The sequence below is a fragment of the Duganella sp. Root198D2 genome (genome assembly GCF_001428585.1).
Taxonomy (GTDB): domain Bacteria; phylum Pseudomonadota; class Gammaproteobacteria; order Burkholderiales; family Burkholderiaceae_D; genus Rugamonas.
In genome coordinates this window covers 364750-389372 of the sequence record NZ_LMIC01000044.1, presented here as the reverse complement: position 1 = coordinate 389372, position 24623 = coordinate 364750, and the positions used below count along the sequence as shown (strand labels likewise).

The 24623-nt window shown below is 60.7% G+C and carries 31 protein-coding genes and 1 pseudogene; 19 read left to right on the top strand and 13 right to left on the bottom strand.

Annotated features, from left to right (window positions below):
• Nucleotides 1-177: pseudogene (locus tag ASE26_RS23730) on the bottom strand (IS256 family transposase); the annotation flags it as partial.
• 69 nt (nt 178-246) lie between these two features.
• Here ASE26_RS23730 and ASE26_RS30900 point away from each other — a divergent pair.
• From ASE26_RS30900 to ASE26_RS23710, 4 genes are all read left to right on the top strand, one after another.
• The gene (locus ASE26_RS30900; protein ID WP_156410000.1) at nt 247-534 is read left to right on the top strand and encodes a hypothetical protein; all 288 of its coding nucleotides are present in this window, start codon (nt 247-249) and stop codon (nt 532-534) included.
• Between the two features lie 414 nt (nt 535-948).
• Nucleotides 949-1788, top strand: coding sequence for a hypothetical protein (locus ASE26_RS23720; protein ID WP_156409999.1), 840 nt, complete (start codon nt 949-951; stop codon nt 1786-1788).
• A 412-nt stretch (nt 1789-2200) separates the two neighbouring features.
• Nucleotides 2201-2557 (top strand): hypothetical protein, encoded by a 357-nt coding sequence (locus tag ASE26_RS23715; RefSeq protein WP_057247040.1) that lies wholly within the window; start codon nt 2201-2203, stop codon nt 2555-2557.
• A gap of 4 nt (nt 2558-2561) precedes the next feature.
• Nucleotides 2562-3113 (top strand): hypothetical protein, encoded by a 552-nt coding sequence (locus tag ASE26_RS23710; protein ID WP_057247039.1) that lies wholly within the window; start codon nt 2562-2564, stop codon nt 3111-3113.
• Here ASE26_RS23710 and ASE26_RS23705 read toward each other — a convergent pair.
• Entirely contained in the window at nt 3110-3751 is a 642-nt protein-coding gene (locus ASE26_RS23705; RefSeq protein WP_057247038.1) for a CatA-like O-acetyltransferase, read from the bottom strand. The genes ASE26_RS23710 and ASE26_RS23705 overlap by 4 nt on opposite strands.
• Before the next feature lie 61 nt (nt 3752-3812).
• On the opposite strand from ASE26_RS23705, the gene ASE26_RS23700 reads away from it, so the two are divergent.
• The gene (locus ASE26_RS23700) at nt 3813-5024 is read left to right on the top strand and encodes a cation:proton antiporter (protein WP_055925108.1); all 1212 of its coding nucleotides are present in this window, start codon (nt 3813-3815) and stop codon (nt 5022-5024) included.
• A gap of 99 nt (nt 5025-5123) precedes the next feature.
• On the opposite strand, the gene ASE26_RS23695 is transcribed toward ASE26_RS23700, so the two are convergent.
• On the bottom strand, nt 5124-5453 hold the full coding sequence (locus ASE26_RS23695) for a hypothetical protein (RefSeq protein ID WP_055925106.1): 330 nt from the start codon (nt 5451-5453) through the stop codon (nt 5124-5126).
• Between the two features lie 64 nt (nt 5454-5517).
• Between ASE26_RS23695 and ASE26_RS23690 the strand changes: the two genes are divergently transcribed.
• Complete coding sequence (locus ASE26_RS23690; protein ID WP_055925103.1) at nt 5518-5895, top strand: GFA family protein; 378 nt, start codon at nt 5518-5520, stop codon at nt 5893-5895.
• 6 nt (nt 5896-5901) lie between these two features.
• Here ASE26_RS23690 and ASE26_RS23685 read toward each other — a convergent pair whose 3' ends face one another.
• Entirely contained in the window at nt 5902-7356 is a 1455-nt protein-coding gene (locus tag ASE26_RS23685) for a DUF4832 domain-containing protein (RefSeq protein ID WP_055925099.1), read from the bottom strand.
• Between the two features lie 66 nt (nt 7357-7422).
• Nucleotides 7423-8226, bottom strand: coding sequence for a ferritin-like domain-containing protein (locus tag ASE26_RS23680; RefSeq protein WP_055925096.1), 804 nt, complete (start codon nt 8224-8226; stop codon nt 7423-7425).
• Nucleotides 8227-8326: 100 nt separating this feature from the next.
• Here ASE26_RS23680 and ASE26_RS23675 point away from each other — a divergent pair, with 100 nt between their 5' ends.
• Entirely contained in the window at nt 8327-8965 is a 639-nt protein-coding gene (locus tag ASE26_RS23675; RefSeq protein ID WP_057247037.1) for a DsbA family protein, read from the top strand.
• Between the two features lie 45 nt (nt 8966-9010).
• Complete coding sequence (locus ASE26_RS23670) at nt 9011-9367, top strand: hypothetical protein (protein WP_055925091.1); 357 nt, start codon at nt 9011-9013, stop codon at nt 9365-9367.
• Here the strand turns inward: ASE26_RS23670 and ASE26_RS23665 are convergent.
• A complete protein-coding gene (locus ASE26_RS23665; RefSeq protein WP_055925088.1) occupies nt 9364-9798 on the bottom strand; it encodes a DUF411 domain-containing protein in 435 nt (144 codons plus the stop codon). The two genes, ASE26_RS23670 and ASE26_RS23665, sit on opposite strands and share 4 nt — an antisense overlap.
• Before the next feature lie 94 nt (nt 9799-9892).
• Between ASE26_RS23665 and ASE26_RS23660 the strand changes: the two genes are divergently transcribed.
• The 6 genes from ASE26_RS23660 (at nt 9893) to ASE26_RS23635 (ending at nt 13871) form a co-directional block, all read left to right on the top strand.
• Complete coding sequence (locus ASE26_RS23660) at nt 9893-10486, top strand: TetR/AcrR family transcriptional regulator (RefSeq protein ID WP_055925085.1); 594 nt, start codon at nt 9893-9895, stop codon at nt 10484-10486.
• Between the two features lie 82 nt (nt 10487-10568).
• On the top strand, nt 10569-11597 hold the full coding sequence (locus ASE26_RS23655; RefSeq protein ID WP_055925082.1) for an NADP-dependent oxidoreductase: 1029 nt from the start codon (nt 10569-10571) through the stop codon (nt 11595-11597).
• 81 nt (nt 11598-11678) lie between these two features.
• On the top strand, nt 11679-12035 hold the full coding sequence (locus ASE26_RS23650; protein ID WP_156397828.1) for a hypothetical protein: 357 nt from the start codon (nt 11679-11681) through the stop codon (nt 12033-12035).
• Nucleotides 12035-12565: a GNAT family N-acetyltransferase gene (locus ASE26_RS23645; RefSeq protein WP_055925075.1), complete on the top strand. Its 531-nt coding sequence runs from the start codon at nt 12035-12037 to the stop codon at nt 12563-12565. The genes ASE26_RS23650 and ASE26_RS23645 overlap by 1 nt, the downstream gene beginning before the upstream one ends.
• Nucleotides 12566-12589: 24 nt before the next feature.
• A complete protein-coding gene (xth, locus tag ASE26_RS23640) occupies nt 12590-13369 on the top strand; it encodes an exodeoxyribonuclease III (RefSeq protein WP_055925355.1) in 780 nt (259 codons plus the stop codon).
• An 85-nt stretch (nt 13370-13454) separates the two neighbouring features.
• Nucleotides 13455-13871 (top strand): biopolymer transporter ExbD, encoded by a 417-nt coding sequence (locus ASE26_RS23635; RefSeq protein WP_055925072.1) that lies wholly within the window; start codon nt 13455-13457, stop codon nt 13869-13871.
• 199 nt (nt 13872-14070) lie between these two features.
• Here ASE26_RS23635 and ASE26_RS23630 read toward each other — a convergent pair whose 3' ends face one another.
• Entirely contained in the window at nt 14071-15639 is a 1569-nt protein-coding gene (locus ASE26_RS23630; RefSeq protein ID WP_055925069.1) for a S8 family serine peptidase, read from the bottom strand.
• A gap of 253 nt (nt 15640-15892) precedes the next feature.
• On the opposite strand from ASE26_RS23630, the gene ASE26_RS23625 reads away from it, so the two are divergent.
• Nucleotides 15893-16594: a 2OG-Fe(II) oxygenase gene (locus ASE26_RS23625; protein ID WP_057247051.1), complete on the top strand. Its 702-nt coding sequence runs from the start codon at nt 15893-15895 to the stop codon at nt 16592-16594.
• Nucleotides 16595-16612: 18 nt separating this feature from the next.
• Here the strand turns inward: ASE26_RS23625 and ASE26_RS23620 are convergent, their stop codons facing one another.
• The 5 genes from ASE26_RS23620 to ASE26_RS23600 all read right to left on the bottom strand — a co-directional run bounded on the left by ASE26_RS23620 (nt 16613) and on the right by ASE26_RS23600 (nt 21500).
• On the bottom strand, nt 16613-17290 hold the full coding sequence (locus ASE26_RS23620; RefSeq protein ID WP_055925066.1) for a PEP-CTERM sorting domain-containing protein: 678 nt from the start codon (nt 17288-17290) through the stop codon (nt 16613-16615).
• Nucleotides 17291-17380: 90 nt separating this feature from the next.
• Complete coding sequence (locus tag ASE26_RS23615) at nt 17381-18259, bottom strand: DMT family transporter (RefSeq protein ID WP_156397827.1); 879 nt, start codon at nt 18257-18259, stop codon at nt 17381-17383.
• A gap of 80 nt (nt 18260-18339) precedes the next feature.
• Nucleotides 18340-18747: a hypothetical protein gene (locus tag ASE26_RS23610; RefSeq protein WP_055925060.1), complete on the bottom strand. Its 408-nt coding sequence runs from the start codon at nt 18745-18747 to the stop codon at nt 18340-18342.
• Nucleotides 18748-18757: 10 nt separating this feature from the next.
• Nucleotides 18758-19957, bottom strand: coding sequence for a porin (locus ASE26_RS23605; protein ID WP_055925055.1), 1200 nt, complete (start codon nt 19955-19957; stop codon nt 18758-18760).
• Nucleotides 19958-20102: 145 nt separating this feature from the next.
• Complete coding sequence (locus ASE26_RS23600; RefSeq protein WP_057247035.1) at nt 20103-21500, bottom strand: amino acid permease; 1398 nt, start codon at nt 21498-21500, stop codon at nt 20103-20105.
• A 144-nt stretch (nt 21501-21644) separates the two neighbouring features.
• On the opposite strand from ASE26_RS23600, the gene ASE26_RS23595 reads away from it, so the two are divergent.
• The 4 genes from ASE26_RS23595 to ASE26_RS23580 all read left to right on the top strand — a co-directional run bounded on the left by ASE26_RS23595 (nt 21645) and on the right by ASE26_RS23580 (nt 24093).
• A complete protein-coding gene (locus ASE26_RS23595) occupies nt 21645-22064 on the top strand; it encodes a hypothetical protein (protein WP_055925049.1) in 420 nt (139 codons plus the stop codon).
• Nucleotides 22061-22423 carry a DUF5329 domain-containing protein gene (locus ASE26_RS23590; RefSeq protein ID WP_057247034.1) on the top strand — a complete coding sequence of 121 codons (363 nt, stop codon included), beginning with the start codon at nt 22061-22063 and terminating at the stop codon, nt 22421-22423. Before ASE26_RS23595 ends, ASE26_RS23590 begins: the two co-directional genes overlap by 4 nt.
• Before the next feature lie 42 nt (nt 22424-22465).
• The gene (locus tag ASE26_RS23585) at nt 22466-23098 is read left to right on the top strand and encodes a dienelactone hydrolase family protein (protein ID WP_055925044.1); all 633 of its coding nucleotides are present in this window, start codon (nt 22466-22468) and stop codon (nt 23096-23098) included.
• An 83-nt stretch (nt 23099-23181) separates the two neighbouring features.
• Nucleotides 23182-24093 carry a hypothetical protein gene (locus tag ASE26_RS23580; RefSeq protein ID WP_055925041.1) on the top strand — a complete coding sequence of 304 codons (912 nt, stop codon included), beginning with the start codon at nt 23182-23184 and terminating at the stop codon, nt 24091-24093.
• Here ASE26_RS23580 and ASE26_RS23575 read toward each other — a convergent pair.
• A complete protein-coding gene (locus ASE26_RS23575) occupies nt 24073-24555 on the bottom strand; it encodes a hypothetical protein (RefSeq protein ID WP_055925349.1) in 483 nt (160 codons plus the stop codon). The two genes, ASE26_RS23580 and ASE26_RS23575, sit on opposite strands and share 21 nt — an antisense overlap.
• Nucleotides 24556-24623: the final 68 nt, after the last annotated feature.

The window sequence follows — 24623 nt, the reverse complement described above, 5'->3', positions numbered from 1 at the left end:
GGCGGTCAGCATGCGCTCGGCCAGCATCTTTTTGAGCTGGCCAGCCAGTCCTGATTCCCCGAGAATGGACTCGGCGTCCTTGTTCTCGACCTGGGCCAGTAACTGGTCGATCAGTTCAACGGGAAACGGGTACTGCTTTTTCGCTTTTGGCTTCTTCGTGGTCATTGCATCGGTCATGGACAATCCCTTTCGGTATTATTTCATTACCCCGGCCTCGCACGAAAATTCTGACAGGCTTCCGCCACCATGGCCACACAAACCGGCGACATCACCCTGACTGGCGCCGACGTGGTCTTGGAAGGCAATCTGTCGATCAACGTCGCCTGCGACCTGACCATCATCAGCGCGCAGGACGCGCTCCACAGCGCCAACCAGAGTAAAAACTGGGCGGACGGCAATGTGGCCATTTCCGACACCGAGCGCTTTGCCGGCTGCCACAAGGAACAGCACAGCGACAACAGTAATCATTGCTCCGCTCGGCGCACAAAACAAAGCCCTGTTCCTTGCCCAAGGCATGAAAGCCCTAGAAGTTGAATTCTCTCCAATTATCACTAAATGTGGCTAAAGCTACTTCAAGTATTGGCTATTTACTCTAAAACCTTCAGAAAATGCAAGTCTGTCAATTGATTTTGCATCTTTGTATCGTTATACTTCACAACTATAAAAGATGTGAATTGGAAATAAACATTTCAAAAGTGCATCACTGTTGGTGCCACCGATTTTCTGACGGTTTGCCACGCGGCTGTTGACGCCCCTTTTGCTACTGCTCAGGCAGTGGCGACATCAATCTATTCGCAAATAGAAAAGAACGCGTTGGTAGAGCGAGGCGTCGTCACGTCCCTTGAAATCGCGTCTGAATCCCTCTCGAGGAAAACTGGTTTCAGGAGGAATCTACGCATCTCAAGAAATCGGACATTTGAAGTTGCGTAGGTATTCTTAAAGAAGAACATGAACATTAAATTTCTTTCGTTGGCAGTAGCCGCGGCATTTATCGTGGCTGGCTGTGGTGGTGGTGGCGGCGGTAGTGAGTCCAACTCGCCCTCTGACTCCGGAATCGTGGTGCCTCCAGTCCAGCCTCCTGTTGAAAACAAGACCACCAACTCTGGCTCCGTCGAGGCATCTTTTGCTCCCGGTGCAAAGCCGCGATTCATGATGACGGGCAGCCGTGGGCAGATGGCCGGCATCGCGTCACCACTAACGCAGGCGAGTGATGGAGCGGTTACCGTCATCGGCTCTAATACCCTCACCGGAACCCCAATGGCAGTTCAGGAAATTTCCGGCAACGCGAACTTTGCGCAAGGCCGCTGGAATGTGGGTACGGCTAAAACGGGGAGCAGCACCTTCACCATAGTTGCTGGCTCGCACGACGCGGTTCACTACTCCGTCTACAATGATTTGGAAGTCTTCCCAGCGATCGGCACTTTGTCCTGCAACTCCGGTAAGTTCACGAAGCCGAATTATGTTGGTGGAACCGCTTACTCTACGGAGTATCTTGGCGCTTCTACCGGTAATGCAAGTGTTACGTTTGATGGAAATGGTGCCAATGTGTCGCTGATGATCACCACCACTGGTGCAGGCGCTAGCGGCACGGTCAATCTTTCTGGTACGGTCAAGACCGGCAATAGCTCTTATATCTCCGGCGGCTTGGGTGGTACCGGCAACGGAGGCATGGTTGCGGTTGGTGACGCCGGCAATAGCGCGGTGAATGTGATTGCGATCTACACCGTCGTTGTGGCGAACGAGCACAAGACTAGCTACAGCGGCATTGCTACGTTCACTTGTAAGTAATTGAAGGACGCGAAGCCACTCTAACCGTGTGGCTTCGCTGATTTAACGGAGCTTCAATGCTTGGAGTCGCATATGCCTAATGCCGCAACTTCGTCATTTGCGAGTTGCGGTGGCGGAAGTCTGTCGGGAAGTAGGTGCTTGGACTAAGCGTGGTCGACGTCCGTGGCGAGCGCATCTCATTCGCTCAAGCGTTGGTGCGAACCTGCTCAGCCCATTCGAGGCAATCGCCGGCTCGACCCGCATCTTTGAAGCAAAGAGGTTAGCCAGTAGAACATAGAGGCGGGGGCGCAGTCCCGGATGCGTGAGTGTCCGATGAAAGTTCCTTCCCAACCGTGCGCCAGCGAATAAAAATATTTGATAAGTGAAATTCTGAGAGTTTCTAAGGCCCCCTTGGCGGTTACTATACCGCCCCATGCGCCAGGTCTTTGTCACAAATATTGAGGTCGAATACGAAGATGCGTGGGATCGATTGTCCCGCGCAGGCATTCCGGTGTTCGAACCTTCCAAGCCGTCCAAAGAGGGACGGGTACTTTGCATCTGGCTCGCTCACCAATACGACGATGCGATCGAGCTGCTGCACAATCCCCTGCACATCGTTGCCACGGCGGTGACGGATGAAGAGTTCGAACGAATCCAGGCGGCTGCCGCTGTGCGCATGGCCCGCACCCGCGACCACGCTTGGGAACAATCGGTCAATCGCCACGTTGCGTGGGCTTCGCTTCTGCTGTTAAGTGGGTTGGTCTACATAACATTGCCGAACTGGCTGTAAGCCGATGACGGAGCTGTTCTCGGTCATCCGCATGGCCTATGCCGCCACACTCGCAGATGCAGTCGCTTCGTCCGCGCATGCGCATGTGGAACCGGCTTTGCGGGGTGACGACGGCAGCCTGGCGCTCGATGGCGAGTACGACCTGCCGATGCGGGCGGATCTCGTTTCAAGGCGCGGCAGTCAGGCTGGCAAGGTGCTCTCGGTCGATTCCCATACGCGCATGCAGTTCAGCGTGCACACCCTGCCGCTTCCCCCTGCCGTTATCTACGTCGCGCCTTTTGTGTGGGATGCTGTGGCTTTGCGTGTCGGCGGACTGGTTCCGGAGCAGGTGGGCGCGGTGCTGGCGCCGTGGTTCATGGACTGGTTTGATCCGGAAGATGCGAACCGGCCGAACGAAGAAGGGCTGTTCGGGGTGGTGCATTTTGCCAGCGATCCGCGCGCGGAAGGCGCCTTGGTTGCGCTTGAACTGGACCTGGGCTCGGCGCCTGTGCCAGCACTGGAAGATTTGCTGGCGCGCCTCGCTGCGGCTGGCGCACGCGATATCCGCCTGGCCTAGGCCAGCATCATCGCCGTCAGTTCTGCGGCGATTTGTTCTACGAGCAGGTGGATGTGGTAGCCGTCAACAAAGCCGTGGTGCACCTGTACCGAGAACGGCAACGCAAGGCGTCCCGCGCCGGCATCCCTGAATTTTCCCCACGCGAACGATGGAATATCCGGTTGCGCCAGCACCGCCGTGGGATGCTGGATCGAAGTGAAATTCAGCCAGGGTATGCAGGTAACGAATACCTGTTCCTTCGCTTCACGCGGCGTCATGCTGCGATACCTGTGATTCAACGCTTCCATATTCGACGCTTCTTCGCGTGCCAGCATGCCGCGCAACACGAACTCGCGCAGGTCATCCGACCATTCGAACTGGGCGAAGTTCAAGTCGTTGTGCTGGTTCTTTACGGTGAAGGAGGGCGTCAGGCGGTCGATGCGAACGACCTCGCCATCCAGGATGCGGTAGCGGAAATTCTCCACCTTCAGCACGGAGCGCAGCACGGCGCACAGCATTACGTGGAAAGGCGGTAGGTTCTGCGCCTTGCACCAGGGACGGAAGTCCGGCAACTCCAGCACGAAAGTCAGGTTCAGGGCCGGGCTATCCATGATGTCAAATAGCTCGAAACGGTCCAGCCGGCGATCAAAACTAATCATTGGTATCGTTTCCATGGTTGTGCTAAAGTCAACCGGCTATAAAAATACTTTGGAGCGAAGTATGTCTACAACGGAGATCTTCCTGATCGCCATGCTGGTGATCTTCACGCTGCCATACCTCATTTGGCGCTACGCCAATTTCGATTACTTCGCTCCGCTGGTCATCGTGCAGATTATAGGCGGCGTGCTGCTCGGGCCGGGCGTACTGGGCGCGGTCTTCCCCGATTATTACCACTTCGTATTCACCCAGCCTGTGGTGCATTCTCTGAATGGGCTGGCATGGTGGGGTGTGATGATTTTCGTGATGATAGCGGGGATCGAGCTTGACCTGAAGCTGGCCTGGAACTTCCGCCGTGAGAGCCTGGTGACTGCCGGCCTGTCGCTGGGCGTGCCGCTGGCGCTGGGCTGCCTGGCGGCCGTGGTGCTGCTCGGCCAGCAGGGCTGGATCGGCCCTAAAGGCATGAACTGGCAATTCATCCTTGGTATCGGCATGGCTTGCGCTGTGACCGCGTTGCCGGTGCTAGTGCTGCTGCTGGAAAAGCTGGAGATGCTGCGCCTGCCGATTGGCCAGCGCATCCTGCGCTACGCCAGCCTGGATGACGTTGCGATCTGGGGCGTGCTGGCCATCATCCTGCTCGATTGGGAGCGCGTCGGTCGCCAGCTCGGCTTCCTGCTGGTGTTCGCGCTGGTGACGATCCCGTTCCGAAAAGGCATGTTGAAGGCGCAGGAAAAAGACCGCTGGTACTTCGCGCTGGTTTGGCTGATCCTGTGTGCTCTGGGTGCCGACTGGGCAGGCCTGCACTTCATGGTCGGCGCTTTCCTTGCGGGCGTGGTGATGGATGCGTCCTGGTTCAACCAGGAGAAAATGGACCAGTTTCGCCACAATATACTGCTGGCCGTGATGCCGGTGTTCTTCCTCAGTACTGGCCTGAAGACCAATTGGGGCGTGGGCGGTTATGCCGTGTTCTATGCGGCTGGCTTGCTGGTCCTGGTTTCTGTCGGCGGCAAGCTGCTGGCGGCGCAGGCAGCAGGCCGCATCCTGGGTTGGCGCGCGGGCGAGGCATCGATCATCGGCTGGCTGCTGCAATCCAAGGGCCTGATCGAGATCGTATTCGCCAATATCCTGCTGGATAAGCAGATCATCACCAATGACACCTTTACCGCCTTGCTGCTGATGGCAGTGGCCAGCACCATGCTGACCGTGCCGATGGTCGCGCCCAAGCTGGCGGCTGGCGTCGCCGGCAGCGATGAATTGAAGCAGGCGGGTGCCTGAGTTGTTAACGGTTTCTGTGGAAAACTCTGTTAACAAGGAGCCCCTTTGCGAGCTAAGCGACTGATTTGATGGCGAATAAAGTTGCTGCTCAATTTTCCATCAACTCAGCCGGCCGAAGGTCAGGAAGATCCACGCAGCGGCAATCACCACCATTCCGGCTACGGTCACGCACGACCAGGTGAAGAAATAGGCTGATACCACGGTGGCCTGCAGCGCGCGCTCGAACAGGCAGCCAAGGCCGAAGTCGAACGTAGCCATCACGGTCCAGCGCCGGAAATAGATCGGCAGGTAGCGGCTCATGTATTTATTGTGCTGCAGGGCGGCGTGGCGCTCGATCACGCTGCGTGCCGCGCTCACGTCCTTGAACAGCCAGTCAAAGAAGATGAAGCGGTAGAGCAGGGTGCGGAAAGGCATGGCTTCGGTCGTCATGTGCGTCTCCCTTGGGTGCCTGGATATATTATCATTCCCGGCATTCCTCCAAAGGAGATAAAGCATGACGGAATACCTGCGCGGTAGCTGCCTGTGCGGCGGCGTCGAGTACCAAGCCGACAAGGGCACTGTGCACAGTGCGAGCCATTGCTATTGCACCATGTGCCAAAAGCAGCACGGTGCTGCGTCCGGGACTTATGCCAATGTGGCCAGTGCCGGCTTCAGTTTCGTCAAAGGCGCAGGCCTCGTGACGGAGTTCCATTCCTCCGACCATGGCCGGCGCGGCTTCTGCAAGGTATGCGGGTCGACCCTGACCTGGCGCAGCACCCAGTCGCCCGACCGGATCGCCATTACGCTCGGCACCATGGAGCCGGAATACGATGGACCGGTGCAGCGTGAACTGCACACGGACACCAAGCCGCGCTGGCTGCCGACCGCTTAGCGGGCGCTAACGGCGGCGCAGCGTCGCTACCGTTAAGGTGCCGTCCGCGGCGCGTTCGCTGATGGTCCACTTCAAGGGTGCTCGCGGTGAAGCACTGGTATCGCGCGCCACCAGGCGCAAGGTGTAGTCTCCGGTCGGCAGTGCCGGCAGCGCCCAGTTGTTCTGGAAGCTGGCGCTGGCGCCGCTGCCCAGCAACGATTTCAGGTTGGCGGAAGTCTGCCCCGACCAGGCCACCGTGCCAGACGAATTCACCAGTTCCGCATTCACCTGCCACGACTCGTAGGCCGGTGTGCTGCCGTCGTTGCGCAGCATTGCCGTCAGTGTCAACGCGCCGCCGGAGGTCAGGTTGACAGTGCTGCTGGCAACCACATAACGGTAGCCTGACTCGCGCGCCATCATCAACAAGTCGTTCTGCTCGGACGCCGTGAGAGCGCCCCAGCGCTCCGAATCCGGGCGGCTGGTCTCGAAGTTCCCGTTGCTGAACAGCGTGATATGGAAGGCAGCCGCCTGCTGGCGCGCGGTGGCGGGGTTGTTCTGCGGGTCGCCGCTGGTGAAGGGACAGAACTCGGATACGAACGGCGCCTTCTGCCACTGGCCTGCAAAGGCCGCCCATTCCGCAGGGCGGTTGGACCATTGGTCGAAATAGCCAGAGCGGCTCAGGCAATCCGCACGCAAGCCTACCGGCCTGCTGGTGATGGTTTGCTCCAGCAGGCCGTAGGTCAACGCATCCTTGTTGGAATAGGGGATGAACATCACATGCTGCTGGTTGGGGAAGGCGTCGAAGTGCATCTTTGCAAATTCGCGCTTGCTGGCATTGGTCGCCGGAGTGATGCCGGCAGGCGGGCTGGCATACGCGCTGGAGCGAACCGCCCATTCGCCGTACTGGCCGAACATGCCGACGTCGATCCATGCGATGTCCGCATTGCTCGTTCCCAGTGCGGCGGCCAAAGCCGACAGCAGGGCACGCGAGCGCTGTTGCAGCCACGGGTCGTTCCAGTCGGGAATGAAAGTCTGGCCGGGCACAGTGGTATCGGTGTCGGCCCAAAATCCGCAGCCTGCCTGGCAATTGGCGTTGTCCACGATATAGGCGGGGGCGTAGACCACGTTGTCATCGTAGCCCGCCATCATGCGCACGCGGAAAGCGAACTTGCGGCCCTGGCTTTTGGCCGCTGCAAGATCGTTCAGGATGGCGCTGAAGTTGTACTGGCCTTCGGTTGCTTCCAGGTCCTTCCAGTAGTAGCGGCGATAGGCGTCCTTGGCCGGCGATGATTGCGGAACCAGTTCCTGGTTCTGCCAGCGGTAATAGCCGCGCAAGGGGTTGATGGTGTCGTCGCTGGCGACGGGAATCGCCGTGTACGTGCGGCTGGCATTCAAGGCGGTCCAGCCTTTGGGGCCGGCGATTGCTGGGGCGGCGCTGGCCGCCAGCATGACAGTTGCGATGAGGAAGTTCAGGCGCGACATAAGGTTCTCCCAGTATGTTGACGTCGGGAAAATTTAGCGCGCCTGCCATTCGGCGGCAATAATTACTTAATGTAGTAAAGCGCGCAGCTCTTCTTCGCTGAAGCCTGCCTTGCGGCGCGCCTCCATATTGAAAGGACCCCGCACCGACGCCTTGTACTGCACCACCAGTTCACCGTAAGTCGCCACCGGATCAAGCCCGCGCTGGCCGCACAGGTGCCAGTACCAGCGATTGCCGATTTCCACATGGCCGATTTCGTCGCGCAGGATGATGTCGAGGATGGCGGCCGCCGCCTCATCGCCGGCCTGTGCCAGCTTGGCGCGCAGCGGCGGAATCGCATCGAGGCCGCGTGCTTCAAGGGTGCGCGGCACCAGGGCCATGCGCGCCATGACGTCGCCGGTAGTTTTCTCCACCATCTCCCACAGGCTGCCGTGGGCGGTGTAGTCGCCGTAAACGTAGCCCAGCGTAGTGAGGTGGGCTGACAACAGTGAGAAGTGATAAGCCTCCTCTTTCGCCACGCGCAGCCAGTCGGTATAGAACTGTTCCGGCATGGCAGGGAAACGCCAGATTGCATCCAACGCCAGGTTGACGGCATTGAACTCGATATGCGCCAGCGCGTGCACCAGCATGGCGCGGCCTTCCACTGTCGCCATCGAGCGGCGGCCGACCAGGCGCGGAGCCACAAGCTCGGGGCGGGCAGGGCGGCCGGGTATTTGCGCCGCCTGCGCGGGCAGTGTGGACGCGGTGTCCAGCAACAGCGCACCGCCAGTCCAGGCGTCGGCCATGGCGGCGACAGCGGCCACTTTGGCAGCGGGATCGGGTTCGACCAGGCATTGCAGCGCAAGGCTGCGGAGTTCAGGCTTAGCTTCCATTTGTTACACCACGTATAGATAGTCTTGCCCCGCACCCTATTTTTCTGCGCAGGGGCCGACAGTATAGTGCCTTCCAACGATAACTTTTTGGGAGAACGTAATGAAACTCGTATATGTTGGCGACCCGATGTGCTCCTGGTGCTATGGCTTCGGCAAGGAACTGGCGCAGCTGCTCGCCGCGCAGCCTGAATTGAAACTGGAAATCGTGGTGGGCGGCCTGCGCGCCGGCGGCACCGAAATCCTCGACGACGCGGCCAAGCGATTCCGCCTGCAGCACTGGGCGCGCGTGGAAGCGGCGAGCGGCTTGCCCTTCAACCGCGAAGCGCTCCTGGCGCGGCAGGGCTTTATCTATGACACGGAGCCTGTGTGCCGCGCCGTGGTGGCGGCACGCCGCCTTGCGCCGCGAGCCGACCTGCTGGCGGTGTTCCGCGCCTTCCAGCATGCCTTCTACGCAGAGGGGCGCGACACCACGGATGGCAATGAGCTGGCTGCCATCGGCGCGGCCGAGCTGCAGCGGCAAGGCCATGACATCAGCGCCGCCGGCTTCCTCTACACTTGGCGCGAATCGGCCACCATTGCTGAAACGCACGCCGACTTTACCCGTACCCGCAAGCTTGGCGTCAGCAGTTTCCCCGCCTTGCTGCTCGACACCGGTAACGGAGTGCGCGAAGTCAGCCCGGGCTATGCCCATGCTGCCCAGATACACCGGCTGCTGGGCGAGGCATTGGCTGCTGCGTGAGACAGCGCACCGAACGGGCGCAGGCTGCAGGCGCAGAATGCCTGCATGGATACCCAAACAATATTGTTTATTGCCTGTGTGCTGTTCGGTGTCGCCGCTGCCGGCGGTATCGTCATGGCGCTGATCCGCTTGGGGAAAAAGACCAATCCACCGCATTGGATCGCCATGCTGCATGGCTTCATCGCCGCAGCCGGTATGACCCTGCTGGCCTACGTGACGATCTTCTCGCACGTGCCGGACCTGGCCCATATCGGTTTGCTGGCGCTGTTGCTGGCGGCAATCGGCGGCGTGTGGATGAACCTTGGCCGCCACCAGCAGGGTGTGCTGATTCCCAACGCGGTCATGATCGGCCACGCACTGATGGCCGTTGCCGGCGTTGCCTTGCTGCTGCTCGCACTCTAGTTGTAGTGCTGGTAGATCTTGGACGAGCCGTCAGGCAGCACCAGCAGGACATCGAAAGCGTCCTTGCGCGGACCTTCCATGCCCGGCGAGCCAAGCGGCATGCCCGGCGCGGCCAATCCCTTCGCCTTTGGTTTGGAGGCCAGCAAGCGCTTGACTTCCGCCGCCGGCACATGGCCTTCAATCGCATAGCCGTCCACCACCGCGGTATGGCAAGAGCCGAAACGGTCCGGCATGCCCATCTTCTCGCGCATATCGGAAGGGTTGGCGACGTTGTGCGCCTCCACCTTGAAGCCGTTGTCGCGCATATGCTTGACCCAGGCCTCGCAGCAGCCGCAGGCCGCGCTCTTGTAGACGTTGATGACAGGCGTGGCAGCCATCGCCAGCGCCGGCATGGCCAGCACCGCGGCCAGGAGTGTTTTACGGATCTTCATGGGAGCATGGTGCCACGGTCCTTTGCGGCAGCGGAATGACCTGGGTCAAAAATATGCCTAGACGACTGGTCTAATTAGGTCTATCCTGTGCCGCATGACAGCTACCAATTACGCCGACGTTCGCCAGGGCATCATCGATGCGGCCATGCCGCTATTCATGCACAAAGGCTTCAATGGCGTCGGCCTGACTGAACTCCTGGGCGCCGCCAAGGTGCCGAAAGGTTCGTTCTACCATTACTTCGGCTCCAAGGAAGTCTTCGGCGCGGCCGTCATTGACAGCTACTTCGAGCGCACGCTGGCGCGTATCGACGATCTGCTGGCGCGGGGCGCCACCGGGCGCGAAGGTTTGCTGAATTATTTTGAAGACTGGCGCGAATGCCAGTTGGGCGAATCCGGCCAATGCCTGGCCGTCAAGCTGGGCGCGGAGGTGAGCGACCTGTCGGAAGCCTTGCGCGCCTCGCTGCACCGCGGTGTCAGCGGCATTACCTCGCGGCTGGTGCAGAGTATTGAACGCGGCATGGCGGATGGCTCGCTGCAGCAAGGCCTGGATGCCAAGGTGCTGGCCATCGCGTTGTACCAGAGCTGGGTAGGCGCAAGCCTGCTCGCCAAGATCAACCATGACCGTGCGCCGCTGGATACGGCAATGGCGGGAACGCGGCAGGTACTGAATCTAACGCAGCAAGCATGAACCGGGCGGGGCGCCGGACCGGCCACCCGCTTTTTTGTGGATTGAATCTAGACGACTGGTCTAATATTGAAAGGAGCTTCAAATGAATGCTACTACCAACCGCCGCATCGTTCTCGCCTCCCGCCCGCAAGGCGCGCCTACGCCCGACAACTTCCGGCTCGAAGAAGGGCCGGTGCCGGAACCCGGAGAAGGCCAGGTATTGCTGCGCACCCTCTACCTGTCGCTCGACCCTTACATGCGCAACCTGATGGATGAAGTCCCGCCCGCTTATGCGCCGCGCGTGGAGCTGGGCGCCACTATGGTGGGCGGCACCGTGAATCGCGTGGTGGCATCGCGCCACCCTGGCTTCAAGCCTGGTGAAATCGTGCTGGGCAACGCCGGCTGGCAGGATTACGCGCTGTCCGATGGCAGCGACCTGCGCGCGCTGGGCGACATGAAGCAGCCGTCGCTGGCGCTGGGCGGGCTGGGCATGCCTGCCTTTACCGCCTACGTCGGACTGCTCGACATCGGCCAGCCCAAGCCTGGCGATACGGTAGTCGTCGCGGCTGCGACCGGGGCGGTCGGTTCCATCGTCGGCCAGCTCGCCAAATTGAAGGGGGCGCGCGTTATCGGCATTGCCGGCGGCGCCGACAAGGTGGCTTTCGCCCGCGACGAACTGGGCTTCGACGTTGCCCTGGACCGCCACGACCCGCAACTCGCGCAAAAGCTGGCCGAGGCTGCGCCGGGCGGCATTGATGTCTATTTCGAGAACGTAGGCGGGGCGGTTTTCGACGCGGTGTTGCCCCTGTTGAACGTTGGTGCGCGTGTGCCGGTGATCGGCGTCATTGCCCAATATAACCAGAATGGTGCAGTGCAAGGTGAGGACCGGCTACCGAAAGTCATGTCGGCCATCCTGCAGAAGCGCATCCGGATGCAAGGCATGGTCATCCTCGACCACTATGAATCGCGCTATGAAGACTTCGCACGCGACATGTCGGCTTGGGTTGCGGATGGCAAGATCAAGTTGTTCGAAGATGTGCTGGACGGTCTGGAACGCTCACCAAAAGGCTTAATTGGCTTGTTGCAGGGCAGCAATTTCGGTAAGGTTGTAGTGTGCGTCGCAAATTCCTGAAATGTTGTATATATCTCTGGCCGGGGGCTCTTTCTGCGTGGCATAATTGATTTAGTTCTTAATAATATTCCTGAACAATTCATGAATGTCTCCAGATTGATTATGGCGTTGTCGATGGCCCTGGCCGTCGGTACTGCAGCCGCCGCACCCCAGCCAACCAACACGTGGGACAACCTTGTAGGGATGAAGTACGCAAAAGCCCGCAAGGAAGTCATCGATGCAGGCTGGCGCCCCGACCACCGCAATGCCGGCGCGGAATGGGAACGCCAGCTCCAGGGCCAGTTCCCTGAGCTGCGCTCCTGCGAAGCCGCCAGCGGCCAATGCACCTACTTTTTCGTCTCCTATGACGGCATCTGCCTGAAGGTTGTGACCGAAGGCGAAACCGTCGCCGCCTTCAAGGTGCGCAGCGTGGCACAAGGCTGCCCTAAGCCACAGTAATGAAGTTCTCACTGCGGCCCGCAGTGGCGGCCGACATGGCCGAAATCATGCGGCTGGAACGCGCTGGCTTTGCGCAGGCGATCCAGGAAACCGAGGAAGCTTTCGCCGAGCGCCTGTCTGCCGCGCCCGAAGGATGCTGGGTGCTGGCCGGCGAAACAGGGTGCTTGTACGGCTATCTTTGCGCCGAATTCTGGCCGCTGGAACCAGGCTTCAATCCCTCCCGCTTTGCGCGCAACCATGCGGCGGCCGAAAGCCATGTGCTGGATGGGGAGGAGGTGTACGTCTCCTCGATGGTGGTTGATCCGGCCACACGCGGCACAGGGTGGGGGCGCCGGCTGTTCCGCGACGCCCTGTCAGAAATGTTCACCCGGCATCCGCGCCTGCGCAGCACGATCCTGATCGTCAATCCCGAATGGTTGGCGGCCCGCCAAATCTACAGCGCCGAAGGGTTTGTGGAAATCGGCGAAATCGAAGGCTACTTTGCTTCCGGCGAGGAGCGGCTGCCCGCCATCGTCATGCGCCGCAACTGACCCGGTTTGTGCATAATGGTCGCCATGCGAGTTGCGACCTTCAACATCAACGGAATTGGCGCCCGCCTGCCGGCGCTGCTGCAATGGCTGAATGAAACCCAGCCGGACGTGGTATGCCTGCAGGAGCTGAAAGCCCCGCACGAAAAATTTCCCGAAGCGGCAATCAACGACGCCGGCTATGGCGCCATCTGGCATGGCCAGAAAAGCTGGAACGGCGTCGCCATCCTGGCGCGCGGCAGCACACCGGTGGAGCTTGGCCGTGCCTTGCCGGGCGATCCGGAAGATGTGCAGAGCCGCTACATCGAAGCAATGGTCGGCAAGCTGATGGTCGCCTGCCTTTACCTGCCGAACGGCAATCCGGCGCCCGGCCCCAAATTCGACTACAAACTCAAATGGTTCGACCGCCTGATTGCGCGCGGCGAAGAACTGGTGGCCTCGAAGAAGCCGGTCATCATGGCTGGCGACTACAACGTCATGCCGACCGAGCTTGATGTCTACAAGCCGGAGCGCTGGGTGGATGATGCGCTGTTCCGCCCCGAAACCCGGGCGGCGTTCGCGAAGCTGGTCGGGCAAGGCTGGACCGACGCCCTGCGCACCATGCACCCCGACGAGAAGATCTACACCTTCTGGGATTACTTCCGCAACGCCTTCGGCCGCGATGCCGGCCTGCGCATCGACCACCTGCTGCTGAATCCGGTGCTTGCACCGCGGCTGCGCGGCGCCGATGTCGACCGTGTCGTTCGCGGCCGCGAGAAGCCCAGCGACCATGCGCCGACCTGGGTTGAGTTAGAGGGGCACTTCTAATCTTTTCGCAACTGTTGTTTCCACGCGGTATATTGGCCTCACTCCGGAGTTGTTCGTTTTGATAACACTAACCTGAGGAGGCACCATGCGTTACGCACGCAATGCAGCACTGACCACACCGTCCGCCGAAGCTGAGCCGCTGAACCAGTTGAATATGACGCCGCTGATTGACGTCATGCTGGTCCTGATCATCATGCTGATCGTCACCATCCCCAAAGCCAACCACTCCATCGGCATGGACATGCCAAGGTCGGGCGGCGCCATCGAGAAGCTAGCCCAGACGCTGGAAGTCGACTTCGACGGCACGCTGTGGTGGAACGGCGCCCAGCTCGCAAGCCGCGCGGCGCTGGAAGAAAAGCTGGGGGCGCTGAAAGGCGACGACAGCATCCAGCTGCGCTCCAACGGCCTCGCGCCGTACAAGGTGGTGGCAGGCGTGCTGGCCACGGCGCAGAAGCTCGGGGTACGCAATATCGCCATCGTCGGGAATGAACGCTTCCAATAACTTCTTACTGAAATCCGGTGCCAGGTCTGACATTTGGACAGACGACCCAGTTCTTTGATAAATCTCAATACGCAAATTCCCGTTATTTTACGTATTGAGCCAGATCAAATGATCACGCTACCTGTCCAAATGACAGACCTGGCACCGAATAAAAAAAGGGCGCCGCGAGGCGCCCTTCGTGCTTGGAGAAAGCAGTAACTTAGTTGCCGCAGCCCAGGGACTTGATGCGGTCGTAGGCTGCCTTGGCTTGCACCATGCCGTAACCGGTCTTGTTGTCCTTGCCAGCGGTTTCCAGGTCCAGCGCGGACTTGGTCAGCGAGGAGCGGATCTGCGAGCCGGTGCAGGTTGGGAAGTAGGACCACACCAGTGCCGCGACAGCCGACACGTGCGGGGTTGCCATCGAGGTGCCGTCGTAGAAGGAGTAGTTGGTGGCCTTCACTTCGACGGTCGCAGACTGGCCCAGCTGGCCTTTCATCGCTGCGCCGTCGACATCGGTCGCGGTCACCGAAGGAATGCTGGTCACGGTGGTGCCCAGGGTGCCGCCGAAGGTGCCAGCTGCGTTGTTGTACACGATCGCGCCGACGCCGCCGGATGCCTGGCAGTTCGACACTTTGGTGGCGAAGTCCACGGTGCCGCGCTGGATCAGGCAGACCTTGCCGGACACCGAGCTGTTGACCGCATCGCCCAGGCCGAAGTCGGCCAGCGGAGCGGTGCGGGTCAGCTTAGGCGAGCCGTCCATGTCGCCTGGAGCGTAGGTGCTGGCGCCTACGCTCAGGTGGGATTCGGAACCGGCGCCCATCGGTACGGTCGACAGCACTGCCACGCCTGGGCCGGAGATTTCAACCTTGCTGTTGTACTGCGAGAAGGTGGCCCATTTCTTGAATTCGTCGACGGCGGCGACCATCATCACGCTGGAGTAGCCTGCTGGGTAGGAGACAACGGTGTTGCCGTCGTTGCCTGCAGCGGCGATCGACAGGATGCCTTTGGACTGAGCGGAATCGAAGGCGCGCTGTTCGGTCTTGCTCGAACCGCCGCCGCCCAGGGACATCGAAATCACGTTGGCGCCAGCGGTCACGCATTTGTTGACCGCGCTAGCCAGGGTCGAAGAGTAGGCCCAGCCGTCTGCGCCGAATACTTTGACGATATGCAGTTTCAGGTTCTTGTTCGGGTTCACGCCGACCACGCCGGTGCCGCTGTTGTTGATGGCGGCGATGGTGCCTGCCACGTGCGAGCCGTGGTGGTTTTCGTCGGTGTACCACCAGCCGGTGCCGGAGTCGTACTCGCCGGTCACGTTGTTGCCGTTCAGGTCTTCGTGCGCGCGGTCGTAGCCGGAATCGATGATGCAGACTTTGCGGTTGGCGGTGTTGGCGTCGGACAGCTGGTCAGCCTGGGTTGCCTTGATGCCCCACGGTACCAGCTGGCCCAGCTGGTATGGCGTGCCGGTCGATGGCGAGGTGGTGGCGAATGGATAGCGCTTCACGTCTTCTTCGACGTCGATCACGTCAGCGTGCTTTTTCAAGTTTGCCAGCTCGGCTTTCGACAGTTCAACAGCCATCGCATCGGCGCCGAACACTTCGTGCTTCAGCTTGCCTTTCAGTTTGGCGACGTGCTGTTTGATGTTGCCGGATTTGCCAGCATGGAAGGTGACAATGTAGCGTGCGCTATCGTCTGCTGCGAAGGCGTTGCCCATTGCGCCGAAAGCGATGACGCCAGCCAGCAGCTTGGCGCCGAATGCGATTTTGGAAACCTGGAATTGCTTCTGAACCATGAAAATCTCCACTCTGTGTAAGGTGTATATCCTTGAGCCGTTGTTCGGCATGAATTATTTTTGCCGTAGTGAAAAGATTTTTCACTCGACTGGGACTGAGTGTAGGGAGAAAAATCCGGGAAATCTATCAAAATGTCTCCAGTTGTAGCAGGCTGTTGAATTTAGCATACACTTTTGTTAAGAATGAGACATTTTGCAAGTCGCTGTCTCAAGCTTAACAAATGAAAGTTGGATTTGCCGTATGCTGCCCGGCATGGACGACTTTATTGAAATCTATGACGGCGCCTTGACGGCCGAGCAATGCCAGCAGATCCTGGCGCGTTTCGAGGCCAGCGGCAAAGCCGTGCGCGGCAAGACGGGGCAGGGCGTCGATGTGGCGAAGAAGGACAGCTATGACCTGACCATCAGCCAGCACGCGGAATGGAACGATGTATCCAACCTGATGATGGCCAGCGTGCTGGCCCACCTGTCGCGCTACATGGACAAATACCGCATGCTGCTCACGGGCGCGCTATCGCCGCGCGTGGCCGATCCGGAAAGCGGGCAGCCGGTCACGCTCGATATCGACAATTTCGAGCGCTGCGGCCGGCCTTACCTGGCGCAGCTGATCCAGTCCATGTACCGTGCCGGTCCGATCAATGTGCAGAAATATTTGCGGGCCAGCGGCGGCTACCACCATTGGCATTCCGAGATTTATCCGCAGAATGCGAGCTGCGAAACGCTGCACCGCGCATTGCTGTTCCAGTTTTACCTGAACGATGTGGCGGAGGGCGGGGAGACGGAGTTCTACTACCAGCAGCGCAAGGTGGAGGCGCGCCAGGGCCGGCTGATTATTGCGCCGGCCGGCTTCACCCATACGCACAAGGGAAATGTATCGCGCAGCGGCGATAAATATGTGGCTACTTCGTGGATCCTGTTCCAGCGCGCCGAAGCGATGTTCGGCGCGCCGGGTTGAGGCGCGCGTTTAAAGCGATCAAGCGCGGCGGCGGCGGCGTGCCAGGGCCATTGCGCCCAGGCCGCCCAGCAGCAGGGCGCCGCTGACTGGTTCAGGTATGTCGGCTGGAGGGGCCGCACGTTCGCCGGTCAGGCTGATATTGTCGATCGCCCAGCTTTCGTCCGTGTCGCCTTGCCAGACAGCGCCGGAAGCGAAGAACTCGATGCTGTGCGTGCCAGCGGCCAGGTTGTCCAGGGTGAAGCTCATTTCATAGGCCTGGTCTTCCCAGCCATAGAAGCCCAGGTGGGAGTGGTTGAGGAAGGTCAGGTGCGCGTCAGACGCGGAATTGCCGAACGTGTCAAAGTTTTGCTTGTACAGCTCTTTGCCATCGACACGGATATTGAAGTAATCCGGGCCGTAGCCGTTGTTGGCATCCCACGAGTCGATGGCGCCAAAGGACAGCTTCAGGGTCGGGGCGTTGATTGCGCTGGCAAAGTTCAGGCTCAATACCGACGCGGCCGCTGGATTGCCAGTGGCGCCATTGCGCAGCATTTGCTGGCCGAAGCCGAGCTGGCTGTAACCTTGGGTGGCGGTCAGGGCGCCGGCGCCGCTGAAGCCGTTGGCGTTGGATTCGAAGTTGTTCGTGTAAATAACGTCTGCAGATGCTGGGATCGAGGCGGCTACTGCCAGTGCTGCGAAAATTGCTTTGAAGTTCATTCAGGGTCCATTTTGTTATTAATCAAACAGAAATGCATTTAAGCAAAATTTATGCCATATAGGAAAATCAAGCACTTATGAAAGAAACATTTACCGACTGTAAAGTTTTCCGACAGTAATTCGCCAATTCAGGTTGACTCCGAGGCTGGCCAACACGATCAGGGCGAAGCCTGCGATCTGCCAGGCGCTGATCAGGTGGCCGTAGACCAGGTAGTCCCAGCACACCGCTGCTGCGGGGTAGATGAAGGTCAGCACCGCGATTGCCGCGGTTTCCATGCGCGGCGTCGCGCCGTAAATCATCACATAGGCCATTGCTGTCGGCACCAGTCCGAGGGTGCCGAGCCATCCCCACTGCGCGGCGCTCAGGCCGCCGGCAGGGATCGCGCTGAATGCGCCCAGCAACAGTGCGCCGGTCATGCAGTGCACTAGCGCGGTCAGGTGCGGCGGCGTGCCGCGCATCGATTTGGTGGTCAGGGTCACGCCGGCGTAGGCCAGGGCGCCGGTCAGCGTGCTGGCGATGCCGAGCAGGTAGTTGGCATCCATCGGCTCGTCGAAACGCACGCCGCAAGCCAGTGCCAGGCCGCCGAAGCCCAGCGCGACCCAGGCCAGCTTGTTGGCGGCCAGGCGTTCGCGCAACACTAGCGCGCCAAGCAGCAGCACCATGAAGGGCTGCACATGGAACACGATGGTGGCGACGGCGATGCCGATGCGGCGGATCGCTTCGAAGAAAGTGACCCAGTTGACCACCATCAGTACCCCGCTGAAGGCTGCCAGCTTGAAGGCGCGCGGCGGCATGTGCTCGCGCTTGAACCTGCCTTTCCAGCCGCAGTAGAGCGCGAGGGCTGCGGCGCCGATGGCGCAGCGGAAGAACACGGTGGTCACTGGATCGAGGCCCGCCTCCTGGACGTACACGCCCAGGGTGCTCAGCATGAGCATGGCGACGATGTAGGCGAGGACGGGTTGGCGCATTCCGTCGATCATCGCATGAAAGTCGGGGTCAGGTCCGGCAATCGGACAAATTTGTCCGATTGCCGGACCTGACCCTGAATTTACTGCACAGTGAGGATGACTTTGACGCTGTCGTCGACGGCGGACTTCTCGATATAGCCGATGGCCTGGACGTCGGCAGCAACGGCTTTCTTCACCTCGGCGCTGGAGCCGTACTCCTTGGGCGCCGTGCCTTTGCCGGTGAACACCAGCTTTGACCACTGCGCCTTGACCTGGGCGCTGTCCTTGCCCAGCACCTTCTGGCTGAACTCATTGCGCAGCGGGCCTTCGGTATGTTCGATCGGCGTGAACAGGGTCGATTTACCGAGGAAGAACTGGGCTGCCTGTTCGCTGAACATGCGCGAGGCCGGGTTCTTCGGATTGACCACTACCACGATCTCGGCTGCCAGCACGGGCAGGGCGGCACACATCATCGCTGCGGCCAGCAGCGGCTTGATTCGCTTGTCCATGGCTGCCTCCTCAGAACACGAAGTCGAGTGCTACCGCGTACACGTTCACTGACTCATTGAAGCCAGGCTTGTAATTGATGAACGCTCCGGGCCCGTCTTTCGGCTTGATGTGGTCGACCTGGACTTTCAATGCCAGCGATTTGTAGAAGTCCCAGCGCACGCCGATCGCGTCCGAGCTTTGCAGCGCCGCCTTGGCCAGGCCGTTGACGCCCAGGCCCAGCGGCGCCAGCGGGCCGGTGGTCGGCAAGCCTGCCACGCTGCGGTCCGACTTCTGCTTGATGCTGCCGTGGTAGTAGTAGGGCAGGAATTTGCCGAAGCGGTAGCCCGCCATCGCGTACCACGAGTTGGTGTCGTGCACGATCAGCGTATCGGTGCGGCGCATGGCGTATTCGGCCTGCAGCACCACGTTCTTCCAGTCCATGGTGCCGCCGACGGAGGTGAAGGTGCCCTTGACGTCGTTGAGCGGGATCATGTTCGCCACCGAGCCAAATCCGAAGGTACGAAGCGTGGTCACCAGCCCGGCCAGGGTGGGATTGTCGACCACGCTGAAGTCGGCCTGCGCGCGGCCGAAGCGCAGTGTGAACGGGCCGTTTTCGGCGACCACGTGCAGCAGCAGCATCTTGCGGAACTCGACGTCCTGCGCCGGCTGGTCAACGTCGGCGCGGCCGGTGCCCACCTGCACGCTGAGCGAGGTGTCGCCGAAGCTGTGCTGGTAGAGCAGGTCGACGCCGTCGAAGGAGTCCAGCGTGACCTGGCGATAGACTTCAGCCGGCGGGCGCAGCATGGTGTTGGCGTAGCCCACGTTGCGGAAGTCGGAAATCATATAGATCGGCGCGCCCATGCGGCCGACGCGCACGCTGAATTCATCGTTGACCTTGAACTTGGCAAAGGCCCACGCTGCCTGCGCGCGGTAATGGTCAATGGCATCCTTGCGCACCAGGCCCTGGCCGGTGAACGAGATCATGTCGTTGACTTTGACCGTGGCCTGGATGCCGAAGTTCGAATCGACGCCGGTGCGCCAATCCTTCCTCACGCCCGATGCCTGGTTGGGGCGGATGAATTCAGCGTCGTCGGTGTCGGTGGAGGTGAGGGCGGCGGTGCCGAAGCCGCTGATGGTGACGGTAGGCCCGCCTTCCTGGGCGCTTGCCACGATGGTGAAACTGGCTGCTGAAAGCGCGGCAAGCGCGCTGCACATTCTTTTCATCGTCATGCTTTCTCCCGTCGTTATTGGTGGCGAACAAGCTGACTACGGGCCCCAGTGTTACAGATTGCGGGCGGCTGCGCCATTTTTCGTGGTAGGCGCGCAACAATGAAAAAAGCCCGCAGCTGCGGGCTTTCATGGGGGAGTGTGCTGCTTACTTCGCTTTACCCAGCTCGGAGTTGTGGCGCGAGTAGCCGAAATACACCACCAGGCCGATGGCCAGCCAGATGCCGAAAGCCAGCCAGGTAATGGCCGACAGGAAGGCCATCAGCGACAGGCAGAAGATAACCGCCAGGCCGGGAATCACCGGCACGCCAGGGCAGCGGAAGGCGCGGTGCAGGTCCGGGCGCTTCTTGCGCATGATGATCACGGCGATCGACACCAGGCAGAAGGCGGCCAGGGTGCCCATGTTGACCAGTTCGGCCAGCACGTTCAGCGGTACCAGGGCGGCGATGAAGCCGAAGATCAGGCCGACCATCCAGGTGGCGAAGAACGGGGTGTGGTATTTCGGGTGTACCTGCGACAGCTTCTTGGGCAGCAGGCCGTCGCGCGACATGGCGAAGATGATGCGGGTCTGGCCGTAGGCCATCACCAGGATCACGGTGGTCATGCCCAGGATCGCGCCCAGCGATACCCAGCCGGCGAACCAGTTTTCACCGGCGTATTGCAGTGCCAGCGAGACCGGGTGGTCAACGCCCAGGAATTGCTGGTAAGGGACGATGCCGGTCATGATGCCGGCCACGATCACGTACAGGATGGTGCAGACCGCCAGCGAGCCGATGATGCCGATCGGCAGGTCGCGCTCAGGGCGCTTCACTTCTTCCGCTGCGGAAGTCACGGCGTCGAAACCGATGAAGGCAAAGAACACCAGCGCGGCGGCGCTCATCACGCCGGATGGGCCGAATGGCATGAATGGCTGCCAGTTGGCTGGCTTCACATGGCCGGCGCCAACGGCGATGAACAGCAACACCACGCCGATCTTGATGACTACCATGATGTTGTTGACGCGGGCCGATTCACGCACGCCCCAGCCCAGCATGGCGGTCAGCACGATCATGATGACGAAGGCCGGCAGGTTGAAGAACGTGGTGACACCTGGAACGGCGCCCGGTGCGGCGCTCAGCGCGGCCGGCAGGTGGATGCCGATGCCGGAGATCAGCGATTGGAAGTAGCCGGACCAGGCTACCGAGACGGCGGATGTGGCAAGGCCGTATTCGAGCATCAGGTCCCAGCCGATCATCCATGCCACCAGTTCGCCCAGGGTGGCGTAGCTATAAGTGTAGATGGAGCCGGCAACCGGAACGGTCGAGGCGAATTCGGCGTAGCACAGGGCGGCGAAACCGCAGGCCAGTGCTGCGACCACGAAGGAAATCGTCAGGGCCGGGCCGGCGGTCAGTGCGCCGGTGCCGGTCAAGACGAAGATGCCGGTACCCACGATGGCGCCAATGCCCATCAGCACCAGGTCCATCGGACCCAGCACTTTCTGCAGGCCGCCAGGGGTACGGGCGGTTGCCAGCATGTCGTCCAGGTTCTTTGTCCTAAAAATGCTCACTTGTCTCTCCAGTATCTCTTCTCTTTTGGGATCGCCAAAAAAAGGCTGCCGCATATTAGCACACGGGTTTGCGGCCAGATGTTGTAGGATTGTAAATCTGAATTGTTTGTTGCCTTAAAAGTCCTTGCCCCACAGATGAAATATATGATACTCGCCGCGGCCACTGCCGCGACCACTTTCGCCTGCGGCGCGTTCGCGCAGCCGATGCCGCCGCAGCCCAATACCCCGGCCTACAAAGCCTGCATGGCGGAAGAGGGCGAACTGCGCCCGCAGCGCCAGGCGCTGACACGCCGCTTCCGCGAACACGAAACGGCACTGGAGCGCACCTCCGCCGATTTATCGGCGCATGAAGCTGCCTCGCCCCAGGTCAATCGTACCGACAGCGCAGCCGTCGCCGCCTACAATGCACGCCAGGATGAACTGAACGCGCGCGCCGCCAGTCTGAACGCGGAGGGCACCAGCCTTGAAAAAGAGCTGCATGCATTTAATGCGCGTGTCGCTGCCGGCAATATCCGCTGCGGGAACATCCTCGCGCCCTACAACGTTCGCAGGAAGGAGAAATGATGCGCAAGATCCTCGCCCTGGTGTTCGCCCTGGCTTGTGCCGGAGTCCAGGCCGCACCGCTGCCGGCCGCGGCCCGTGCCGAAGTCGAGGCGCTGCTGACGCGCCTGCAGTCGTCCGGATGCCAGTTCAACCGCAACGGCAGCTGGTACAGCGGCGCCGACGCCAGGAGCCACCTGCTGCGCAAGCTGGAATACCTGGAGAAGAAGGACCTGGTCAAGAGCGCCGACCAGTTCATCGACCTCGGCGCCAGCTCCAGCAGCTCGAGCGGCAAGCCGTATCTGGTCCGATGCGGCGCGGCCGCGCCGGTGGAAAGCAAGGCCTGGCTAAGTGCCGAATTGAAAGCGATCCGCGCGCATTGAGTTTGCCGCCGGAGGTATAGTGGGCCAGGAGGTACGCCCGCCATGCTTCACGAAACAGCCAGTATTGCCACCCCTGCCGGAGAGCTCGAAGGCACGCTTGATCTGCCCACCGGGGCGAAGGGCGTGGTCCTGTTCGCGCACGGCAGCGGCAGCAGCCGCTTCAGTCCGCGCAATAATTTCGTGGCTGGCGTCTTGCGCGCGGCCGGCATCGGCACCTTGCTGGTGGACTTGCTCACGCCGGCCGAAGACCAGGTCTACCGCACGCGTTTCAATATCAGCCTGTTGGCTGAACGCCTTGGCTTGGCCGCCGATTGGCTGGCGGCCTGCGTCGCGGCGCGCGGCCTGCCGCTCGGCCTGTTCGGCGCCAGCACCGGCGCCGCTGCCGCCTTGCAGTTTGCCGCGGAACGCAAGGACGTGGCAGCCGTGGTGTCGCGCGGCGGCCGGCCCGATTTGACCGGGCAGGTGGCGCTGGCCCGGGTGGCTGCGCCAACCCTGTTCATTGTCGGCGGCCGCGACGAAGGTGTCATCGAGCTTAACGAATCTGCTTTCCATAATCTCCATTGCAAAAAACGCATCGACATCGTGCCCGGAGCGACTCATCTGTTTGAGGAAGCGGGCGCGCTGGAAGAAGTTGCACGTCTTGCACGTGATTGGTTCAGCCAGCACCTTTCATGATGATTGGTGATGAATGGTGAGAATGCGCGCATTTTCAACCCCATCTGCATCGCTATAATTTTCCCCATCTATTGGGAGAGTGTATGACGCTGCATTTGAAGAAGGCATTGTTCAGGAATTGTGTATTCAACAGCATCGTGTGTGCTGCGCTGGCTGCCATCCTCATTCCATTGCTTGGCGCGCCCGGCGGCATGCTGTGGCCGGCGATACTGGTTGTTGGCGTCGGACTGGCGACTTTCCTGCGGACGGCATCGAGGATTCGGCAGGGCCTGCTTTCGCGCGTGCAGGAGCTTGCCTCTTACGTCCACATCGACCGCGCCAGCGCCCAGGCCCGCAAGCAGGTCGACTGGAGCCTGATCGACGATTATGCGACCCAGCTTGCTACCCGCGGGTTTCGCCCGCTCGGCGACTACACCACCTATCCGAGTGCACCGACACTGGCCGGTGTTGCGGCCATGTTTACCGATGCCGAAGGCAGCATGATCATCGAAATCCAGCAATTGAAGCTGATGCCGGAGGCCGGCAAGACAGACGGGATCTATTTCAGCATCATGTCGATGGTGGGCGGCAGTATCCGCGTGGTGACCAGCAACCATAAACCGATGGCAGTCACGTACATGATGCGCGGCGAACACGATGTGGCGACTGCGCGTCCGGGCTCCGGCTTGATGGAATTGCTGGCGACGCACACCGATTTGCTGATGCGCCTGCGCGAAAAGGTTGGCAAGGCGCCCTCGACCGGCCTGACGGTGGAGCGTTATTTGCTGGCGATCCGCGAGGCCCAGGCCCAGGCGCGCAGCCGCCTCAGCGCCATGAGCGGCTATGCGATCGCCTGCGCGGTCGATCGTTTCGACGCAGAGCGTCTGCTGCGCTGGACGCCGCAGATTGCGGACCTCAAGGACGTGCCGCAGCGCCGCCTGGAAGAGCTGGACAACGGCTTCGGTTCGGACATCCAGCCGCCGATCTTCCACGAATCACTGGCCACGCAGTTCTGATGGCATTGCCTTGAGCTGGTAGCGTGCGCCGGCCAGGAAAAGCAGGAACAATAATCCGGCAATCGCTTTCAGGGCCGGGGCCTCTGGACTGTCGAATGCCGGATTGCCTGCAGGGAGCCGGGTAAAGGTTTCGGTAATGCCGGGTATGAAGTGCAGGAAGAAGGTAAACGAATAGCCGACGGTCTCGATCTTGCGGCCGGCGGCGCCGAACCAGCCGAGCGAACCGGCAGCGTAGGCGAATGCCAGCGTCAGCAGGGTGAGCACGGCAAGGGCATGCGGTTTGCCGAATCCGCCGTGGGCGAACAGGCCGAAGCCGGTCAGGCTGACCAGCAGGGTGCTGGCCAGGTATAGCAAGCCGGTCTTGCGGCGCGGGCGGATGCCGCGGTGCAGGGCGTAGGCGGCGATGCCGGAAGCGAGGGCCAGCAAACCGAGCGCGGTGTGGAAGCTGCCGAGTAGTGACATGTTTAGCTCCTGGATATAAGGTTGGACTGCAATGATGTATTGATGATAGTCGTCATCAATACAGGTGG

Excerpts from the sequence above, each read along its gene's own strand:
- ASE26_RS30900 (WP_156410000.1), top strand. The coding sequence starts at position 247 with ATGGCCACACAAACCGGCGACATCACCCTGACTGGCGCCGACGTGGTC.
- ASE26_RS23720 (WP_156409999.1), top strand. The coding sequence starts at position 949 with ATGAACATTAAATTTCTTTCGTTGGCAGTAGCCGCGGCATTTATCGTG.
- ASE26_RS23715 (WP_057247040.1), top strand. The coding sequence starts at position 2,201 with ATGCGCCAGGTCTTTGTCACAAATATTGAGGTCGAATACGAAGATGCG.
- ASE26_RS23710 (WP_057247039.1), top strand. The coding sequence starts at position 2,562 with ATGACGGAGCTGTTCTCGGTCATCCGCATGGCCTATGCCGCCACACTC.
- ASE26_RS23705 (WP_057247038.1), bottom strand. The coding sequence starts at position 3,751 with ATGATTAGTTTTGATCGCCGGCTGGACCGTTTCGAGCTATTTGACATC.
- ASE26_RS23700 (WP_055925108.1), top strand. The coding sequence starts at position 3,813 with ATGTCTACAACGGAGATCTTCCTGATCGCCATGCTGGTGATCTTCACG.
- ASE26_RS23695 (WP_055925106.1), bottom strand. The coding sequence starts at position 5,453 with ATGACGACCGAAGCCATGCCTTTCCGCACCCTGCTCTACCGCTTCATC.
- ASE26_RS23690 (WP_055925103.1), top strand. The coding sequence starts at position 5,518 with ATGACGGAATACCTGCGCGGTAGCTGCCTGTGCGGCGGCGTCGAGTAC.
- ASE26_RS23685 (WP_055925099.1), bottom strand. The coding sequence starts at position 7,356 with ATGTCGCGCCTGAACTTCCTCATCGCAACTGTCATGCTGGCGGCCAGC.
- ASE26_RS23680 (WP_055925096.1), bottom strand. The coding sequence starts at position 8,226 with ATGGAAGCTAAGCCTGAACTCCGCAGCCTTGCGCTGCAATGCCTGGTC.
- ASE26_RS23675 (WP_057247037.1), top strand. The coding sequence starts at position 8,327 with ATGAAACTCGTATATGTTGGCGACCCGATGTGCTCCTGGTGCTATGGC.
- ASE26_RS23670 (WP_055925091.1), top strand. The coding sequence starts at position 9,011 with ATGGATACCCAAACAATATTGTTTATTGCCTGTGTGCTGTTCGGTGTC.
- ASE26_RS23665 (WP_055925088.1), bottom strand. The coding sequence starts at position 9,798 with ATGAAGATCCGTAAAACACTCCTGGCCGCGGTGCTGGCCATGCCGGCG.
- ASE26_RS23660 (WP_055925085.1), top strand. The coding sequence starts at position 9,893 with ATGACAGCTACCAATTACGCCGACGTTCGCCAGGGCATCATCGATGCG.
- ASE26_RS23655 (WP_055925082.1), top strand. The coding sequence starts at position 10,569 with ATGAATGCTACTACCAACCGCCGCATCGTTCTCGCCTCCCGCCCGCAA.
- ASE26_RS23650 (WP_156397828.1), top strand. The coding sequence starts at position 11,679 with ATGAATGTCTCCAGATTGATTATGGCGTTGTCGATGGCCCTGGCCGTC.
- ASE26_RS23645 (WP_055925075.1), top strand. The coding sequence starts at position 12,035 with ATGAAGTTCTCACTGCGGCCCGCAGTGGCGGCCGACATGGCCGAAATC.
- xth (WP_055925355.1), top strand. The coding sequence starts at position 12,590 with ATGCGAGTTGCGACCTTCAACATCAACGGAATTGGCGCCCGCCTGCCG.
- ASE26_RS23635 (WP_055925072.1), top strand. The coding sequence starts at position 13,455 with ATGCGTTACGCACGCAATGCAGCACTGACCACACCGTCCGCCGAAGCT.
- ASE26_RS23630 (WP_055925069.1), bottom strand. The coding sequence starts at position 15,639 with ATGGTTCAGAAGCAATTCCAGGTTTCCAAAATCGCATTCGGCGCCAAG.
- ASE26_RS23625 (WP_057247051.1), top strand. The coding sequence starts at position 15,893 with ATGGACGACTTTATTGAAATCTATGACGGCGCCTTGACGGCCGAGCAA.
- ASE26_RS23620 (WP_055925066.1), bottom strand. The coding sequence starts at position 17,290 with ATGAACTTCAAAGCAATTTTCGCAGCACTGGCAGTAGCCGCCTCGATC.
- ASE26_RS23615 (WP_156397827.1), bottom strand. The coding sequence starts at position 18,259 with ATGCGCCAACCCGTCCTCGCCTACATCGTCGCCATGCTCATGCTGAGC.
- ASE26_RS23610 (WP_055925060.1), bottom strand. The coding sequence starts at position 18,747 with ATGGACAAGCGAATCAAGCCGCTGCTGGCCGCAGCGATGATGTGTGCC.
- ASE26_RS23605 (WP_055925055.1), bottom strand. The coding sequence starts at position 19,957 with ATGACGATGAAAAGAATGTGCAGCGCGCTTGCCGCGCTTTCAGCAGCC.
- ASE26_RS23595 (WP_055925049.1), top strand. The coding sequence starts at position 21,645 with ATGATACTCGCCGCGGCCACTGCCGCGACCACTTTCGCCTGCGGCGCG.
- ASE26_RS23590 (WP_057247034.1), top strand. The coding sequence starts at position 22,061 with ATGATGCGCAAGATCCTCGCCCTGGTGTTCGCCCTGGCTTGTGCCGGA.
- ASE26_RS23585 (WP_055925044.1), top strand. The coding sequence starts at position 22,466 with ATGCTTCACGAAACAGCCAGTATTGCCACCCCTGCCGGAGAGCTCGAA.
- ASE26_RS23580 (WP_055925041.1), top strand. The coding sequence starts at position 23,182 with ATGACGCTGCATTTGAAGAAGGCATTGTTCAGGAATTGTGTATTCAAC.
- ASE26_RS23575 (WP_055925349.1), bottom strand. The coding sequence starts at position 24,555 with ATGTCACTACTCGGCAGCTTCCACACCGCGCTCGGTTTGCTGGCCCTC.